Origin of the sequence: Streptomyces sp. NPDC006552 (genome assembly GCF_040611655.1) — a bacterium.
GTDB lineage: Bacteria > Actinomycetota > Actinomycetes > Streptomycetales > Streptomycetaceae > Streptomyces.
In genome coordinates, this window is sequence record NZ_JBEXOS010000023.1 from 81,919 (window position 1) to 97,828 (window position 15,910).

Consider the following 15,910-nt stretch of genomic DNA (forward strand, 5'->3'; position numbering starts at 1 on the left):
TCGCCGCGGCGGCCAGGGCCTGGCGCGAAGGCGCGGTCTGCCGCCGACGCCACTTTCGCGGCAGTGCCTCGCCCGCCGCTCGCGCCTCGTCGGAGTTCCCGGCGCCGGGCGGCCGCCTGCCGGACCTCCCGGGCGGCGACGCTCACCCGGCACGGACGGTGTCGTCAGCCAGCAGCCGCCGGGTGAACTCGCCGACCAGGTCGGCCCCCGCGTAGGGCGCGAGCACCTCGGGGACGGTGAGGTCGTCCAGGATCATGCCGTGCATGACGAGGTAGAGCACGACGACGTCGATGCGGTCGCCGGGCAGCCCGGCGTCCAGGTGGAAGCGGACGTTGTCCTCCAGCACCTGGCTGAGGACCTTGTTCAGCTCGCGCCCCAGTCCGGGACGGCGGGTGGCCTCCAGGCGCAGTTCCAGCATGGCGAGGTAACCCGCCCGGTCGGCCTCCATGCGCCCCTGGAGCTGACGCATCAGGAGCGTCACGAGGTCGCGGTCGGGCTTGGCGCGCATCGTCTGCGTGACCTGGTCCGGATCGGGCGTGATGCGCTCGTGGGTACGCCCCGCGATCTGGAGCAGCAGCTCGTCACGGTTGCGGAAGTAGTTGGAGCAGGTGCCGATGGGCAGGCCGGCCTGGGCGTCGACCGCACGCAGCGTGAGGCCGCGCGAGCCTTCGCGGGCGAGGACCTCGATGGCCGCGTCGAGGAGGGCGGTACGGCGTGCCGAGTTCTGTCGCAAGGGAATTCCCTCCGGAAGGTGTTGACACCACTGCAAGTGAAGTACTACGGTCGAACCACTGCAATCAAAGTACACCGCAGCGACCTCCGGGAGTCAACATGCGAGTACACCAGTTCGACCGACCTGAGTCCCTCTCGTTCGCGCCGTTCGACGGCGCTCGCCGCGGTCACGACGTCCGCCAGCCCAAGCCGCGCTCCGTCCCGCGCCCCCGCCCGCTCCCCAAGCCCGGCACCCGCCGGTGACAGGACGCCCCCTCCGGCGCACGACAGTGGCCGGCCCCGTCGCTTCGACGGGGCCGGCCACTGTCGGTGCCTACGGGGATCAGCCAGGCGGGACGACGCCCACCGCGAGGGTGTTCCCCTCGGCGATGTAGCCGTCGGGACGGTCCAGCGGGTGGTGCGCGCTCTCGGGGTCGGCGAAGGGTTCCCAGCCCGCTCCGAGACCGAGGTCGCCGGCCTGCGCGGCCAGCCGGGCGCACGCGGCCTTGTAGAAGCGCAGGGCCGCCTCGCCCAGCGGGGCGAAGTGTTCGATGAGCACCGTACGCTGCCGGACGTCCCGGAATCCGGCCGCCTCGACATGGCGGTAGAGGTCCCGGGTGCGCAGGAGTTGCCGCGCGTAGCCGGGGCGGGCGCCCGCGGCACGGAAGAAGTCGGAGAAGAGGTACGGACCGGCCGGGCGGGCGGTGATGAGGTGGGCGTCCAGGTCCTTGACGGCGACGATCCCGCCGGGGCGCACGACGCGGCGCAGTTCCGCGAGGACCTGCCCCAGTTCGGCGTCGTCCAGGTACTGGACGGTGTTGGCACACCAGACGGCGTCGAAGGTGTCGTCCGGCCAGGGCAGGGAGCGCAGATCGCCCTGGTGCACCCGGGCGGGGCTGAGGGCGGGGTGCCCGGGCAGGCGGCGGCGGGCCAGAGCCGCGTTCTCCGCCGCGAGGTCGACGGCGCTGACCTGCCCGTCCGGGCCGACGAGTTCGGCCAGCCACGGCAGGAAGTCCCCGCTGCCGCAGCCCGCGTCGAGCACCCGCCACCCCGGCTGGATCCCGGCCCGGTCCAGGAGCTGGAGGTAGTCCTCGCGGCAGGCCTGGAAGTGCGCGTCGACGATGGTGTGGTGGGTGAAGCCGAGGCCGGTGGACGCGGCATGGCCCCACGCCCGGTGGTCGTCGGTCAGCATGCCGCCTCCTGTACCTGGCCCAGCAGGGCGTCGAGTTCGGCCCGGAACGGTCCGGGGGTCTCCAGCGGCGGCAGATGCCCCGCTCCGGCCAGCGCCTGCCACCGTCCGCTCGGCAGGGCCGCCACGGCCGCGGCGGCATCGGCGGGCCGGATCAGCGTGTCCTCCTGCCCGGTGATCACCACGGCGGGCACGTCCGTCGCCCGCAGTACGTCGAGGCAGTCCTCGCGGGCCGCGATGGCGCGCTGCGCCCAGGCCAGCGCGGCGGGTTCGGCGGCGGCCGCCGTCGCGGCCACGCGGGCGGCGAGCGCCGGGTGCCGCTCCCGGGTGCCGGGGCCCACCAGCTGCCCGGCCGCGGCGGCCACCAGCGCGGGTCCCCGCTCGGGGTCGGTGACGGCGGCGGCGAAACGCTCGCGCGCCGTGCGCGCGGCCGCGTCGTCCGCCGTGGCCCGGGTGGAGACCAGCGCCAGGCCGAGCGCCCGGCCGGGGTGGCGGCGCAGGAACGCCATCGCGGTGTAACCGCCCATCGACGCGCCCACGAGGACGGCGCGTTCGATGCCTTCGGCGTCGAGCGTACGCGCCAGGTCGTCCGCCACCACGTCCAGCGAGGGGCCGGCCGGGCCCAGCGGCGTGCCACCGAAACCGCGCTGGTGCGGGGCGACGACCTGGTGCCCCCGTCCTTCGAGCGCGCCGCGCGTCTCCTGCCACATCGAGGCGTCCAGCGACAGCGCGTGCAGCAGCACGACCGGGCAGCGCCGCGCGGCGCTCATCGCCGGTCTCCGCCGGCCGCGGCGACGAACTCCGTGACGTGCCGCGCCGGCCCGGGCTCGCGCAGCCAGGCCAGCGCCACCGGGGCGGGCGGCAGATCGTGGACCGGTACGACCCTGATGCCGGGCGGCACGACGTCCCGGAGGGAGAGGAAGGAGAGGTGGACCGCGTCCGTGGTGGCGAGGATGGCGTTCATCGCTTCGAGCGTCGTCATCCGGTGGACCCGGCGGATGCGCGCGCCGGCGGGGGTGCGCGGGGGCACGACCCGGTCCCAGACGTGCGCCGGGAAGTCGCCGGGGCGGGCGAAGGCGTCGTAGCGGGCGACCTCTTCGACGGAGACCGTCTCCCGGGTGGCGAGCGGGTGGTGGGCGCCGACGATCACGGCCCGCGCGTCGTGGGCCACCGGCCTGCTGAAGGCGATGTCCGGTTCCTCGATGTCGTACTTGACGATCATGGCGTCGACGGTGCCGTCGCGCAGCGGGACGAACGGTTCGGTGACGTCGTAGGGGACGAACGCGAAGGCGTCCGGACGCAGGCCCGCGGCGGTGATGATGCCGGTCGCCAGGTGCGGCGAGCCGTGGATGCCCAGGCGGACGGGGCGCGTCGGGTCCGGGGGCGCGGTGGGCGGGGCGTGGGTCACCATGCGGTCTCCTGGGTCAGTCCGGCGTAGGCGCGGAGTTCGTGCGGGCGTTGGTTGTCGGTGTCGACGCGCAGGGCGGCGAACGGCATGTCCAGGCCCGACAGCCGGGGCACCGGGCGCAGGGTCACGTGGTCCCCGGGCGCGATGACCCCTTCCAGGACCGCCTCGGCCAGCAGGTGGTTCACCTGGACGAGCGCGTCGGCGACGGTGACCTTCGCCGTGGCGATGTACAGGTCCCGGTGGACCGGGGGCCGGTGGCGCGGGCGGGGCTCTGGGTCGGGCGTGACCGGTTCGGGGATCTCCACGGTGGTGGGGGTCCAGGTGGGCAGCGTGCGGGCGCCGTGAAAGGTCCGCAGGAGCCGGCGCAGGGCACGCGTGGTGTCGGACGGGGCGGGGCCGGCCCACGCCACGGAGCCGTCGGCGGAGATGTGGTCGAAGGCGAAGCGCTCCCGGAGGTTGTCGGGGCGGCCCGCGAGGTAGACGGTGCGGGTGAAGGAGCGCTGCCAGGCCACGGCCCGGTCGGCCGGTACGGACAGGGCGAAGCGGCATGCCTCGCGCACCCAGACCAGGGGGGAGAGGTCGCCGACGACGGTGACGACCAGGGTCTCGTCCTGGGTGTCCGCCACCGGGGCGTTGACGGCGGCCTTGGCGTCGCGCAGGGCGGCCGGGGTGGACAGATCGAGCCGGGCGGCGATCTCGGGGCGCAGGGCGCGCAGCCGGTCCGCCGCCACGGTGAGCAGGGTCTCGGAGCTGAGGGTCATAGGAACACCGTGGTGAGCAGGGAGCGGTCGGGGGTGTGACGGCCCCGGCCGAGCAGGGAGGACGTCAGTCGGTAGGGGTCGACGTGGGTGTGGTCGCGCCGGTGGGCCGCCAGCAGCCGGGCCAGGTCGCCGGGCTCGCACGGCGGTACGTCCTCGGCCCGGCGCAGCAGTTGTCCCGCGCGGGCCAGGCTCTTGCGCAGCAGGTCGTGGCGGAAGGACTCCCGCTGTCCGGGGCCGAGGAGGGCGATGAAGTAGAGGCGCATGCCGAGCCGCAGGACCGCCGGGTCGTACTCCTCGCCGGCGGAGCGCAGGAGGGCGGCGACGGTGTGGTCGTGCCAGCCGCCGTGCCGTGCGGAGGTGACCTTTCCGTCGATCGGCACGCGGCCGATGGGCACGCGGTGCACCGTCGGTCCCTGCCGCGTGAGCACGCGTTCGAGGAGCTGGTAGTCGGGGTCGAGCTCGCGGTCGTACAGGACCACCACCTCGTCGTGACAGGCGGCGAGCGGCAGGAGTTCGCGCAGGGCGCAGGCGAGGTAGTTGGGGCGGCCGTCGGCCGTGATGACCTGGCGCAGAGGCAGGCCGAACCGGGTGGCGTCGAGGAACACGGGTCCCCCGACGCCGCGTTGGTCCAGGCCCATGCCGAGGCCGGTCAGGGTGTCGACCATCTCCTCCAGGCCGAGGCCGGGCGGCTGGTGGGCGAGGAGCCCGGGGTCGTGCAGGCCAAGACGCCGGTAGTGGTCGGACCACAGCCGCAGGACGCGGGCACCGGCCGGATGGACGAAACCGTTGTTCTCGACGGCGTCGGCGTACGGGCGCACGTCCTCGGCGGTGACGGACCTGCCTTCGGCCCGGTAGCCGACGTACAGCTCACCGATGTCCTCCTCCGACAGGAGGGCGTAGTCGGTGTCGCCGCGGGTGCGGTCGAGGTACTCCCAGAAGCCCAGGGTCTGTTCGGTGGGGTGGTAGGTGGTGTGGCTGTAGCGGTAGGTGACGTCGGCCAGTTGCGCGGTGGCCCGGTACATCACGTCCGTCCAGAACAGACCCTTGAGGTGGCTGGGGGTCAGGGGTTTGGACGGGGTGACGGTGATCGGGGCGATCAGCACCTTCTTGCGGCCGGCCATCAGCCCTCCCCGGCGGCGGTGAGGGCGGCCAGCAGGTCCTGCCGGGTGGGCGGACGCCGGCCGGCCGGGGCGGTGGCCGGGCCGGCCGCCGTCACCCGGTCCCGGAAGGCGGGGCTGTCGAAGACCTGGGCAGGCGTGTCCAGCCCCATCAGCACGCGGGTCAGGCCGCGCCATACGGTGGCGTCGCCGGCGGCGGCGTGCCCGATGCGGGCCAGGTCCGGGCGGCCGGGGGCGGCGGGCCGCGGCGCCGCGGGGGCGGTGCCGTTTGCGCGGGCCTGCCACAGCAGGGTCCGGGCCCGGCTGTCGTACACCGCCTGCTCGTACCAGGGGCGCATGATCCCGTCGGCGAGTTGGGCGGCCTGTTCCGCCTGGGCGGCGTCCGCGGCGGGGTGGCCGGCGAGGAGGTCCGCCAGCCGGAAGGCGTGTTGAAGGGCGAGGGAGAGCCCGCGCCCGTAGAGCGGGTCGGTGACGCAGGCGGCGTCGCCGACCGGGAACACCCCGGCCACCTGGGGGGCGCCGGGGCGGACGGTGCCGCGCAGCGTGTTCGCCGGGGCGGCGATGACCCGGACGTCGGTCAGGGGCGTCGCGACGCCCGGGCGGGTCCACGCCGAAAGGTGCGGGGTGAGCCGGGCGGCGGCGGTGAAGGCGGCGGGAGCGCTCAGGGCGCGGGTGGCCGTGTCGCCGGTGAGGGTGCCGAGGGAGAGGGCGAAGACACCGTTGTCGGCCGGGTGCGCGACCGCCGCGTAGTGGTCCCAGACGGCGCCCGCGGCGTTGCCCCGGTTGAGGGGGCCGGGCAGCGGGCCGTCGGGGTCGGTCAGGCGGTAGAAGCGGGTGAAGCAGCGCAGCCGTACGGGGTCGCTCAGGTCGGCGGCGGGCGGCGCGCCCGCCGCCGACAGCCAGGCGCGGGAAGCGGCGCCGCGTCCGGTGGCGTCCACCACCGACCGGGCGGCCATCCGTTCGCCCCGGCCGGTCCACACCCCGCGCACGCGGCTCCCGGAGGGGTCGAGCCACAGGCCACGGACCGTCGTGCCGTACTCCACGACGACGCCCGGCTGGGCGGCCAGGGCCCGGTGCAGGAGCAGGTCGAGCAGGGAGCGGCGGACCGCGAGGGTCACCAGTTCCGGGTCGGCGGCGCCGCCTCCGGCCGCCGCGCCGGGCGCCGCCTCGGTCAGGTCCAGCAGGCGCGCGCCCTCCTCCAGCGCGCTCGCCAGCAGGTCGGGCGCCTCCTGGCGCAGGACGCGCACGCCCAGGGAGTTGAGGACGTGGGAGTGTCCGCGCTGCGGCATGGCGGGCCGCTCCCACAGCTGGGCGGCCTTGGCCGCCGGGCCGTCCGGCGGCGGGCCCGAACGCTCCAGGAGCCGTACGCGCACCCCGCGGCGGGCCAGCGCCAGAGCGGTCGCCGGGCCGGCCACCCCGCCCCCCACGACGATGACGGGCGGGTCGGCCGCCGGTATCAACGCAGCCGTCCGTGGACGAAGAACACCCTGCGTACGTCCTTGACGTCCCGGGGCGGCACCGGGTCGGGCCACCGTCCGAAGTCGGCGCCCTCCTCCCCCGGCTGGGCGGCCCGGACGTCGAAGCCGTAGCGCGCGAAGAGCGCTTCGGGCTCGTCGCTGCCGAACAGCCAGGGGCAGCCCCAGCTGTCGAAGACGTCCAGCAGGCCGCGCATCTCGGGCAGCTCGAGCGCGGCCTCGTTGACCAGGTCGGCGGCGATACGGCTGCCGGGCGCGGCGAGGGCGGCCACCCGCTTCAGCATGCGGTGCGTGTCCGGCTCGGGGATGTAGTAGAGCAGCCCTTCCAGCAGCCAGATGGCGGGGAGTTCGGGGTCGTACCCGGCGTCGACGAGGTGGCTCTCCCAGTCGTCCGCGGTGAGGTCGACGGCGACGGTGCGGTGCGCCACCCGCGGGGCGACCCCTGCGAGCCGCTCCGCCTTGAACTCCAGTACGGCGGGCCGGTCGATCTCGAAGTAGCGGATGTGCTCCGGCCACGGCATGCGGTAGGCCCGGGAGTCCATGCCGGCCGGGGCCAGCACGACCTGGGTCAGGTCCGGGTCCGCGGCCGCCGTGCGCAGGAAGTCGTCGAAGAACCGGGTGCGGATCGCGTTGTAGTCGGGGGTGCTGGGCAGGGTGCGCGGCCGGTCCGGCGGGAAGGTCGCGTCCCGCACCTCGGCCAGCAGTCCGGGACCGGCGTCGCCGGCGAGCCGGGCGGCGTACGGGTCCTCGTAGAGGCGGTCCGCGCGCCGGGTCTCCGCGGCCCGCAGGGCGGCGGTGAGCAACGCGGTCCGTTCCACGGGGTTGAGGTCGGTCATGGGGGCTCCTCGGGGTCCGGGGCAGAGGTCGGGACGGTGGCCGAAGCGGTGTGCGGCCGGGCGGCGGGGCGCGCCGCGCTCCGGCCGGTGGATCAGGTGCGGTCGGGGGCGGCGGTGCCGGTGAGCCGCTGCCAGAGGGCGGGGTCCTGGCGGAAGAGCCGGTCCTTGACCTGGGTGGGCCGGATGCCGCTGCCGACCGCCGCGTGCCAGTCGCGGTGGAACGCCTCCGCGTCGAGCAACCGCAGCCGGGGGGCGGCCAGCCGGCCGCCGGTGCGGGCGCGGAGGTAGTCGGCGGACTCCCGCCCCAGCTCGGCGTCGAGTGCGGCGGTGAAGCTCGCGGCCTCGGACGGCTGCCAGGGCGACCGGGGGGCGACGGCGAAGGTGTAGTGCTGGGCCGTCCCGGCGGATCCGCCGGTCCGGCAGGCGACGTTGACGAGTTCGAGGCCGGTCCTGGTGAGGGCGGTCCGCAGCGCGCGGACGACCTGCGACTCGCGCAGCCGCTCCCCGGCCGCGTCGGAGCGCCCGGCCCGCCCGGCGTAGGCGAGGCGCGGTACCCCGCCGGTCCGGTCGACGACCCGGACCACGTCTCCGACGGCGTAGCGGTACAGACCGCCGACGTGAGTGAAGATCACGTGGTACTCGTGGCCCTCCTCCAGTTCGTGCGGCAGCAGGGTGTCGGCGTCGGGGGTGAGGTCGGTCGCGGCGTCGACGAACTCGTAGACGGCGGCCGACGCCACGAGGCTGCCCGCCGATCCGTGCCGGTCCAGGGGCACACCCACCGGCCCCTCCGACGCGGCGACCGGCGCCGGGAGCGCGGTCACCCCCGCGCCGAAGCCCGCGCGCAGCGCCGGGAGGTAGAGGGAGGCGACGCCGGTCGTCCAGCCGAACAGGGCCCGCATGCCGGGCCACACGTGGGCCGGGGTCACGGTGCCGAAGTAGTCGGCCAGCCGCTCCAGTTCCGCGGCGCGGCGGGGGTCCGGGGCGACGGCGCGCACCCCGCCCAGCAGGCCGTCGCGCACCTCCTTGACGATGCGTTCCCACCAGAGGTTCAGCTGGTAGGGGACGGCCGCGATCATCGCCGGGTTGATACCGATGACGCAGCGCACGTCGCTCTGCACGGCCAGCCGCAGCCGCAGGTACATCTTCTCCAGGTGGTCGTCGGGGGCGACGTCCACCGGCAGCGTGGCCCAGGGCGCGGCGGTGCCCAGTTCCGCGGAGAGGGGCTCGCCGAACTTCGCGCCGAAGTCGACCTGGCTGGCCCCGACATGGGGGTGGCCGTCGCGGGTGGTGGGCGGCGCGGCCAGCGGGTCGTGCTTGAGGTTGAGCACCGCGTCGGCCCGTGCCGTGACGTCGGGGAAGTTCTCCAGCAGGGGCGCCCAGGCCGCGTAGTAGAACGGGAAGAAGGTGGTGCGCATGAACCGCGGGGTGACCGGGATCTTCTTGTGGTCGCCGGTGCTGCCGCTGCTGGTGAAGTAGACGGCCGGCCGGTCGGCGGTGAGCACGCCGGTCTCACCCTGCGCCATGCGCTCGATCAGCGGCGCGTGGGCGGCGTAGTCCTGCACGGGGACGGCCTTGCGCAGGTCGTCGACGGAGCGGATGCGGTCGAACCCGTGCGCTCTGCCGAACTCGGTGCCGGCGTTGAACTCCACGAGGTCGGTGAGGACGCGCCCCTGCCACCCGGCCGCGTCCGCGCACTGCGCGGCCAGCCGGCCGCGTTCGGCGAAGACCCGCTCGCGGTAGCGGTCGGCATGGCCGGGGGCCGCCCAGCCGGTGGCCGCTGTGGTGTCGCTCATGCGGTAAGCACCTCCACCACCGCGTCCGCGGTCCGTGCCGTGTCGGGTCGCTCGTCGATGACGGTCACCGGCATGTCCTGTATCTCCTCCCACATGAGTTTGCGCAGGCCTTTCTGGTAGCTCTCGAAGCCCAGCCACTCGGGGCGGGCACCGAAGTACTCCAGGGGGTTGAGCCGCGCGCCGTTCCCCGAGCGCCGCCAGGCGGTCTCGGGCGACACGTCGAGGTAGACCACCGCGCGCGGCTGCGGGAACGAGCGCCACCACGTGTACATGGGGTTGTCCTGGACGCCGGCGAGCCGGCACTTCGCGAGGATCTTGTAGTAGTACGAGTCGACCAGCAGCGGGACCCGCGGGTCGTAGCGCTCCACCTGGTCCTTCAGGTGGATGACGGCGGTCTGCAGGAGGCCGGCCAGGAAGTCGGCGGAGTAGTCGGTGCCGAGCTTCGGCAGGAGTCCCTCGACCACGTCGTGCCGCAGCCGGGTGACGAGCCGGTGCTCGGGGCCGACGAACGCGTCGTCGGTGGAGAGGGTCCGCCAGCCGGGCAGCCGGTCGGCGATCTCCGTCATCACGGAGGACTTGCCGGCCCCGTCCGGCCCCAGCAGGACGTAGAAGGGCCGGTCCGTCGTCGCGTTCTGGTCAGGGATCGTGCCGGGGTAGGTCTCGGTCGCGGACTGCGGGAAGAAGAGGCGTCGGGACATGACTCTCCTGGTCTGTGGTCGCGAGGTGGCGACGGCCGGCGGTGGCGGTGCACCGGAGTCCGGCGCCACGGCCCTGTCGTCATGGCCGAAACCGTCTGCCGCACGCTAGCTCCGACGGGCGGACCGGCCCTGGTCTCTCCAGTCGCGCTGGAACGCTTCGCGAGGCGCCGCCCAGCTGTCCGGTGCGCTTCCGGGAGCTTCTGGGCCTGTCAACGGTGAAGGGGGCCCACAAGGGGCCCCCTTCGGGACGAGGATCGGTTCACCGCCGCTCAAAACGCGGTCTCCCTGAGCGTCGGCGGTACGGACCGGCTACACCGGATCGGCCACCAGGGCGCCGTCGGGCCGGCCGGCCGCTGCGGGGCCTTCCGTCGCCGCGCCGTTCGCGGACCCGGACGTGTGGCCACGGGGCAGCAGCAGGGCGAGCACGGCTGTCAGCAGGAACGCGGCCACGTTGCACCAGAGCGTCAGGGGCACGGCGGCACTGAAGTCGGCGGCGCGGTCGGCCGGCGCTCCCGGGACGTCGCCGACGAGGGCGAAGAGCAGCGCGCCCACGGCGGCGACACCGACAGCCGAGCCCAGTTGCGTGGTGGCGTTGACCACCCCGGACCCCGCGCCCGCGTCCTGCGGTGGCAGGTCGCCCAGTACGGACGTGGCGAGGATCGGCGTCGACAGTCCCATGCCGAGCCCCGTGAGCAGCGCGGCCAGCGCCACGTACGGCCAGGTGAGTTCCGCGCCGCGGGCGTGCACGGACCACAGCGCGGCCAGTGAGCCGGCCGCCATCACGACGGCGCCCGCCGCCACGAACAGCCGTTCCCGGCCCGCGCTGAGGCGGAAGGCGATCTGGAACGTCGCGACGATGCCCAGCGGCCACGCGGCGATGGCCCATGCCGTGGCCCCGGCGGACCAGCCGAGTCCGAACTGCAGGTGGTACGTCAGGACGAAGGAGAACGAGGAGATGCCGGTGAAGGCGAGCAGGGACACGAGCAGCCCCACCGAGAAGGACCGGTGGCGGAAGAGGGTCGGGGGCACCAGGGCGGAGCCGTCCGCCTGGTGGCGCCTGCGCTGGTAGCCGACGAAGACGAGCAGCAGCAGCACCGCGGCGCCCGCCATCGCGAACATCCAGCCCGGCCAGCCCTCTTCCCTGCCCTGCATGACCGGGTAGAGCAGTCCCACCGAGACCGCGGTGAGCAGCGCCACGCCGGGGATGTCCAGCCGAGCCGGTGTCTCGGCGCGGAAGGAGGGCAGGTACCGGGCGCCGAGGACCAGCGCGCACAGGCCCACGGGCACGTTGACGTAGAACACGGTGCGCCAGCCCAGGCCCATGAGGTCCAGGTCGGTCAGCAGGCCGCCCAGCAGGGGGCCGCCGATGCTTCCGATGCTGAGCATGCCGCCCACCAGGCCGGCCGCGAGCGGCCATTCCCTGCGGTCGAAGACCCTGACGATGACCGCCATGACCTGAGGGAGCATCAGGGCGGCGGTGAGCCCCTGCGCGAAGCGCGCCCCCACCAGCATCACCGGGGAGAACGCGAGGCCCGCGACGACGGAGGCCAGGGTGAACAGGGCGACGCCGGTGATGAAGACGCGTTTGGCGCCGAGGATGTCGCCGAGGCGCCCGCCGGTGATCAGGAACATGGCGAAGGCGAGGGCGTAACCGGCCATGGTCCACTGTGCGGTGGCGAAGCCCACGTCCAGGTCCCGCTGGATGCTGGGCAGCGCGACGGTCACGATGTTCGTGTCGAGGCCGTCCAGGAAGGAGGCGAGGCCCAGCACGCCGAGGGCCACCCACCGGCCCCGGGGAGCCTGTGGTGTCTCTGTCACTTGATCAGCTCCTGTGTGAGGGGCGGGGACGGGCGCGGCCGGCCGGACGCGCGGGGCTCCGCCCGCCCGGCCACGGGCGGACGGCTCCCCCACCACCTTCACCACCGGTGCTCGAGCCGCGCTCGAGCGTTCCCGCAGCGGCGCGGCGGGCGGGTCACAGGGTGCCGAGCACGGCGTCCAGGGCGCGGTCCATCTCCTCGGCCGTCAGGTCCTCGGCGCTCTGCAGCGCGGCCACGGCGCTGTCCTGCGTCTCGGGCCGGGCGAGTTCGAGGAGCCGGTCCAGCAGCCCGCTGTGGCGCAGCTGTTCGGCGCTGATCCGGCCCAGGGCCCACTGCGCGGCCCCGGCCGGGTCGAGCGGGGGCCCGTCCTCGGGGGCCGGCTCGTCGGGGGTGAACTGCGCGTGCAGGAAACCGGCGATGGCGCTCGGCGTCGGGTAGTCGTACGCGAGTGTGCTGGGCACGGCGATCCGCGTGTATCTGTCGATGCGGTTCTTCAGCTCCACCGCCATCAGCGAGTCCCAGCCCAGCTCCCGCATCGGTGTGTCCAGCGGCACCTCGGCGGAGTCCGGCAGGCCGAGCACCGCGGCGACCTCCTGCTGGACGAAGGTCCGCAGTGCGGCGGCGCGTTCGTCGCCCGGCAGCGACGCCAGCCGGTCGCGCAGCGCGGACGACTGCTGCGCCGAGTGGCCGGCCCGCTTCGGCTTCTGCCGCACCAGCAGCCGCAGCAGGGCGGGCAGCCGTTCCCCGTCGGCCGACCGCAGCCGGGCCAGGTCGAGCTTGCCCGGCACCAGGTGCGCGTCGGCCCGGTCCAGGCCGGCGTCGAACAGGGCGAGGCCCTCGTCCGGTGTCATCGCCAGGGCGCCCTGGCGGCGCATACGGGCCAGCCCGGCGTCGCCGAGCCCCGCCGTCATGCCGCCCTCCTGCGCCCACAGGCCCCAGGCGAGGCTGGTCCCGGCCAGGCCCCTGCGGCGGCGGTGTGCGGCGAGGGCGTCCAGGAAGGCGTTGGCCGCACCGTAGTTGCCCTGGCCGGGCGAACCGATCGTGCCCGCCACGGAGGAGAAGAGCACGAAGGCGGCGAGGTCGAGGTCGCGGGTCGCCTCGTGCAGGTTGCGGGCCCCGCTCAGTTTGGGGGCCAGGACCCGGTCGAACCGTTCCGGGGTCTGCTGGGTGACCACTCCGTCGTCCAGCACCGCCGCCAGGTGCACCACGCCGGTGAGCGGGTGCTCCCGTCCGGCCTCGGCGACGGCCGCGGCGACCTGCTCCCGGTCCGCCACGTCGCAGGCCACGACGCGTACGGACGCGGCGCCCGCCGCGGTCAGCTCCGCGGTCAGCTCCGCGGCGCCCGGCGCGGCCGCGCCCTGACGGGACGTCAGGACGAGGTGGCGCACGCCGTGCCCGGTCACCAGACGGCGGGCGACCCGGCGGCCGAGTTCCCCGGTGCCGCCGCTGATCAGCACGGTGCCGTGCGGGTCGAGCGCGGCGGGGGCGGTCAGCACGATCTTGCCGATGTGCCGGGCCTGCGCCATGTGGCGGAAGGCGCTGGGCGCCTCCCGTACGTCGTAGGCGAGATACGGCAGCGGCCGGATCTCACCGAGGTCCAGGAGGTGCGTCAGTTCGTCGAACATCCGGTGCAGGTGCGACGGCTCCAAGGACATCAGGTCGAAGGCGCTGTACGCCACGCCCGGGTGCGCCGCGGCGACCTCCCGGGCCTCGCGGATGTCGGTCTTGCCCATCTCCAGGAACCGACCGCCCCGGGGCAGCAGCCTCAGCGACGCGTCCGTGAACTCGCCGGCCAGCGAGTTGAGGACGACGTCCATGCCCGCCCCGCCGGTGGCGGCCAGCCAGCGCCGCTCGAAGTCCGTGTCGCGGGAGGAGGCGATCCGGTCCGCCGGCACCCCGAGCCGCCGCACGGCCGGCCACTTGCCCTGGCTCGCGGTGCAGTACACGTCCGCCCCCGCGTGCCGGGCGAGCTGCACGGCGGCCATGCCGACACCGCCGGCCGCGGCGTGCACCAGCAGTCGTTCGCCGGCTCGCAGAGCGCCCAGTTCGGTGAGCGCGTAGTAGGCGGTGAGGAAGGCGAGCGGGATGGTCGCGCCCTGTTCGAACGTCAGCGAGTCCGGCAGCCGCACCATCAGGTGCCCGTCGCCGCGCACCTCGGTACCGAAGCTGCCGAGCGCCAGTCCCATGGCGCGGTCACCGGGCCGCAGGTGTGCCACGGCGGATCCGGTCTCCAGCACGACGCCGGCGAATTCCAGGCCGAGTTTGGGGGTCGCGACCATGCCGAGGGCGTTCAGGACGTCCCGGAAGTTCATGCCCGCGGCCCGGACCGCGATGCGCACCTCGTTCTCGCCGAGGGGCTCGGTGTCGTCCACCGGCACCAGTTCGAGGCTGTCGATACTGCCCTTCTCGCGGAGGTCGAGGTGCCAGGGGCCGCTTCCGGCGGGCGGCACGAGGGCGCCGTCGCCCTGGTTCGCCCGTACCAGGCGCGGGGCGTGGAGCGTCGTCCCGCGCAGGGCCAGTTCGGGTTCGTCCTCGACCGTGAGCGCCGCGGCCAGCAGTTCCGCCTGCGCGGTCCGCTCGGCGCCGCCGTCGAGGTCGATCAGCCGCAGCACACGGTCCGCGACTTCGCCCCGTACGGAGCGGATCAGCCCCCACAGGGGCGCTTGGGAGAGCGCGGCCACGCCGTCCTCGGGCCGGGCGGCGACCGCGTCCCGGGTCAGCCAGACCAGCTCGGTGCCGGCGAGGCTCGGCTCGGACAGGAGCCGCTGCAACACCGCGAGCGCGTCGAGGGTGGCGGCGCGGGCCGTCGTGCCGCCGTCCGGCTCGTCGGCCGTGCCCGTCGCGTCCACGACGATCCGGCGGGGCGGGTCGCCGGCTGCGAGCAGCGTGTCGAGGTCGGTGAAGCGGGGGGCGTCCAGGGGCGTGGCCACCGCGTCACCATCACCGTGGCGGTCGCGGTCGCGGTCGCCGTCGCCGAGCACCACGGTGCCGAGGGCGGTCGGTGTGGTCCCGGGCGGTTCCACGGGCTGGAAGTCGACGCGGTACAGATGGTCGGTGGCGCTCGGTCCGGCGACCCGTAGCTGTGCCGCGTTCGCCTGCTGGATCTCCAGTCCGGCCGCGTGCAGCACCGGTTCGCCGGCCGGGTCGGTGGCGAGCACCGTGACCCGGCGGCCGGTGGCGCCCGCCACCGCGGGTTCGACCTCGAGGCGCACGCGCAGTTCGGTGGCGCCCACCGCGCAGAGCGAGACGTCCGTCCAGGCGAACGGCAGCGGCACCGTGTCCTCGGGCCGCTCACCGGTGTCCACACCGGCCAGCGTGTGCAGGGCCGCGTCCAGCAGCGCCGGGTGGACCCCGAAGGCGGGCGCGGACGCGTGCTCGGCCTCCGGCAGGACCACTCGCCCGTACACCACGTCGCCCTGCCGGGCCAGGGCCGTGAGTCCTCGGAAGGCGGGGCCGTACTCGATGCCCTGGCCGGCCAACCGCTCGTAGAGGCCGTCGAGCGGCAGCGGTTCGGTCCCCGCCACCGGCCAGTCGCGCAGCCCGGCGAGGCCGTCGCGCGGCGGGTCCTGCGCGTCGGCCGCCAGCCGGCCCGTCGCGTGCATGGTCCAGGAGGCGGCCTCCGCGGTCGCTTCCGGCTGGCTGTGGATCGTGAGGGGCCAGTGGCCGTCGTCGAGTTCGCCGACCTTGACCTGGATCCGCACGGGAGTGTTCTCGCCGAGCACCAGCGGCTGGGCGAGGGTGAGTTCTGCCACGCGGCCCGCGCCGACCGTGCGGGCGGCCGCGAGGGCGAGGTCGAGCAGACCGGTGCCGGGGACGAGGACGGAGCCGAAGACGGCGTGGTCGCGCAGCCACGGGTGCTCGGCCGGTGCCAGCCGGCCGGTCAGCAGGTGCCCCTGGCCGTCGGCGAGCGTGAGCACCGCGGTCAGCCAGGGGTGGTCGCCCGCTACGAGGCCCGACCGTCGTGCGTCGGCTCCACCGCGCCGGGCGGGTTCCGCCCAGAAGCGCTGCCGCTGGAAGGCGTAGGGGGGCAGGTCGACGGGGGTGGCGCCGGGCAGGACCCGGTCCCAGGCGATCTCCTGCCCGGACACATGAAGCGCACCGAGC

Annotated in this window: 12 protein-coding genes; all 12 read right to left on the reverse strand. The window is 74.8% G+C overall.

What is annotated here, in order from left to right:
• Positions 1-142: 142 nt before the first annotated feature.
• Complete coding sequence (locus tag ABZY33_RS16160) at positions 143-733, reverse strand: TetR family transcriptional regulator (RefSeq protein ID WP_356492199.1); 591 nt, start codon at positions 731-733, stop codon at positions 143-145.
• 321 nt (positions 734-1,054) lie between these two features.
• Positions 1,055-1,903: a class I SAM-dependent methyltransferase gene (locus ABZY33_RS16165; protein WP_356492200.1), complete on the reverse strand. Its 849-nt coding sequence runs from the start codon at positions 1,901-1,903 to the stop codon at positions 1,055-1,057.
• The gene (locus ABZY33_RS16170) at positions 1,897-2,670 is read right to left on the reverse strand and encodes an alpha/beta hydrolase (protein ID WP_356492201.1); all 774 of its coding nucleotides are present in this window, start codon (positions 2,668-2,670) and stop codon (positions 1,897-1,899) included. The genes ABZY33_RS16165 and ABZY33_RS16170 overlap by 7 nt, the downstream gene beginning before the upstream one ends.
• Positions 2,667-3,311, reverse strand: coding sequence for a LysR family transcriptional regulator substrate-binding protein (locus tag ABZY33_RS16175; RefSeq protein WP_356492202.1), 645 nt, complete (start codon positions 3,309-3,311; stop codon positions 2,667-2,669). The genes ABZY33_RS16170 and ABZY33_RS16175 overlap by 4 nt, the downstream gene beginning before the upstream one ends.
• A complete protein-coding gene (locus tag ABZY33_RS16180) occupies positions 3,305-4,069 on the reverse strand; it encodes a DUF6182 family protein (RefSeq protein WP_356492203.1) in 765 nt (254 codons plus the stop codon). Before ABZY33_RS16180 ends, ABZY33_RS16175 begins: the two co-directional genes overlap by 7 nt.
• Positions 4,066-5,190, reverse strand: coding sequence for a hypothetical protein (locus ABZY33_RS16185; RefSeq protein ID WP_356492204.1), 1,125 nt, complete (start codon positions 5,188-5,190; stop codon positions 4,066-4,068). The genes ABZY33_RS16180 and ABZY33_RS16185 overlap by 4 nt, the downstream gene beginning before the upstream one ends.
• Positions 5,190-6,647: an FAD-dependent oxidoreductase gene (locus tag ABZY33_RS16190; protein ID WP_356492205.1), complete on the reverse strand. Its 1,458-nt coding sequence runs from the start codon at positions 6,645-6,647 to the stop codon at positions 5,190-5,192. Before ABZY33_RS16190 ends, ABZY33_RS16185 begins: the two co-directional genes overlap by 1 nt.
• Positions 6,644-7,498: an SAM-dependent methyltransferase gene (locus ABZY33_RS16195; RefSeq protein ID WP_356492206.1), complete on the reverse strand. Its 855-nt coding sequence runs from the start codon at positions 7,496-7,498 to the stop codon at positions 6,644-6,646. The genes ABZY33_RS16190 and ABZY33_RS16195 overlap by 4 nt, the downstream gene beginning before the upstream one ends.
• A 92-nt stretch (positions 7,499-7,590) precedes the next feature.
• Entirely contained in the window at positions 7,591-9,291 is a 1,701-nt protein-coding gene (locus tag ABZY33_RS16200) for a GH3 auxin-responsive promoter family protein (protein ID WP_356492207.1), read from the reverse strand.
• Positions 9,288-9,989, reverse strand: coding sequence for a hypothetical protein (locus tag ABZY33_RS16205; RefSeq protein WP_356492208.1), 702 nt, complete (start codon positions 9,987-9,989; stop codon positions 9,288-9,290). The genes ABZY33_RS16200 and ABZY33_RS16205 overlap by 4 nt, the downstream gene beginning before the upstream one ends.
• Positions 9,990-10,298: 309 nt before the next feature.
• Positions 10,299-11,807 carry an MFS transporter gene (locus tag ABZY33_RS16210; protein WP_356492209.1) on the reverse strand — a complete coding sequence of 503 codons (1,509 nt, stop codon included), beginning with the start codon at positions 11,805-11,807 and terminating at the stop codon, positions 10,299-10,301.
• A 154-nt stretch (positions 11,808-11,961) separates the two neighbouring features.
• Positions 11,962-15,910, reverse strand: a 3,949-nt coding sequence (locus ABZY33_RS16215) for an SDR family NAD(P)-dependent oxidoreductase (RefSeq protein ID WP_356492210.1), incomplete at its 5' end; no start/stop codon positions are given.

Excerpts from the sequence above, each read along its gene's own strand:
- ABZY33_RS16165 (WP_356492200.1), bottom strand. The coding sequence starts at position 1,903 with ATGCTGACCGACGACCACCGGGCGTGGGGCCATGCCGCGTCCACCGGC.
- ABZY33_RS16170 (WP_356492201.1), bottom strand. The coding sequence starts at position 2,670 with ATGAGCGCCGCGCGGCGCTGCCCGGTCGTGCTGCTGCACGCGCTGTCG.
- ABZY33_RS16175 (WP_356492202.1), bottom strand. The coding sequence starts at position 3,311 with ATGGTGACCCACGCCCCGCCCACCGCGCCCCCGGACCCGACGCGCCCC.
- ABZY33_RS16180 (WP_356492203.1), bottom strand. The coding sequence starts at position 4,069 with ATGACCCTCAGCTCCGAGACCCTGCTCACCGTGGCGGCGGACCGGCTG.
- ABZY33_RS16185 (WP_356492204.1), bottom strand. The coding sequence starts at position 5,190 with ATGGCCGGCCGCAAGAAGGTGCTGATCGCCCCGATCACCGTCACCCCG.
- ABZY33_RS16195 (WP_356492206.1), bottom strand. The coding sequence starts at position 7,498 with ATGACCGACCTCAACCCCGTGGAACGGACCGCGTTGCTCACCGCCGCC.
- ABZY33_RS16200 (WP_356492207.1), bottom strand. The coding sequence starts at position 9,291 with ATGAGCGACACCACAGCGGCCACCGGCTGGGCGGCCCCCGGCCATGCC.
- ABZY33_RS16205 (WP_356492208.1), bottom strand. The coding sequence starts at position 9,989 with ATGTCCCGACGCCTCTTCTTCCCGCAGTCCGCGACCGAGACCTACCCC.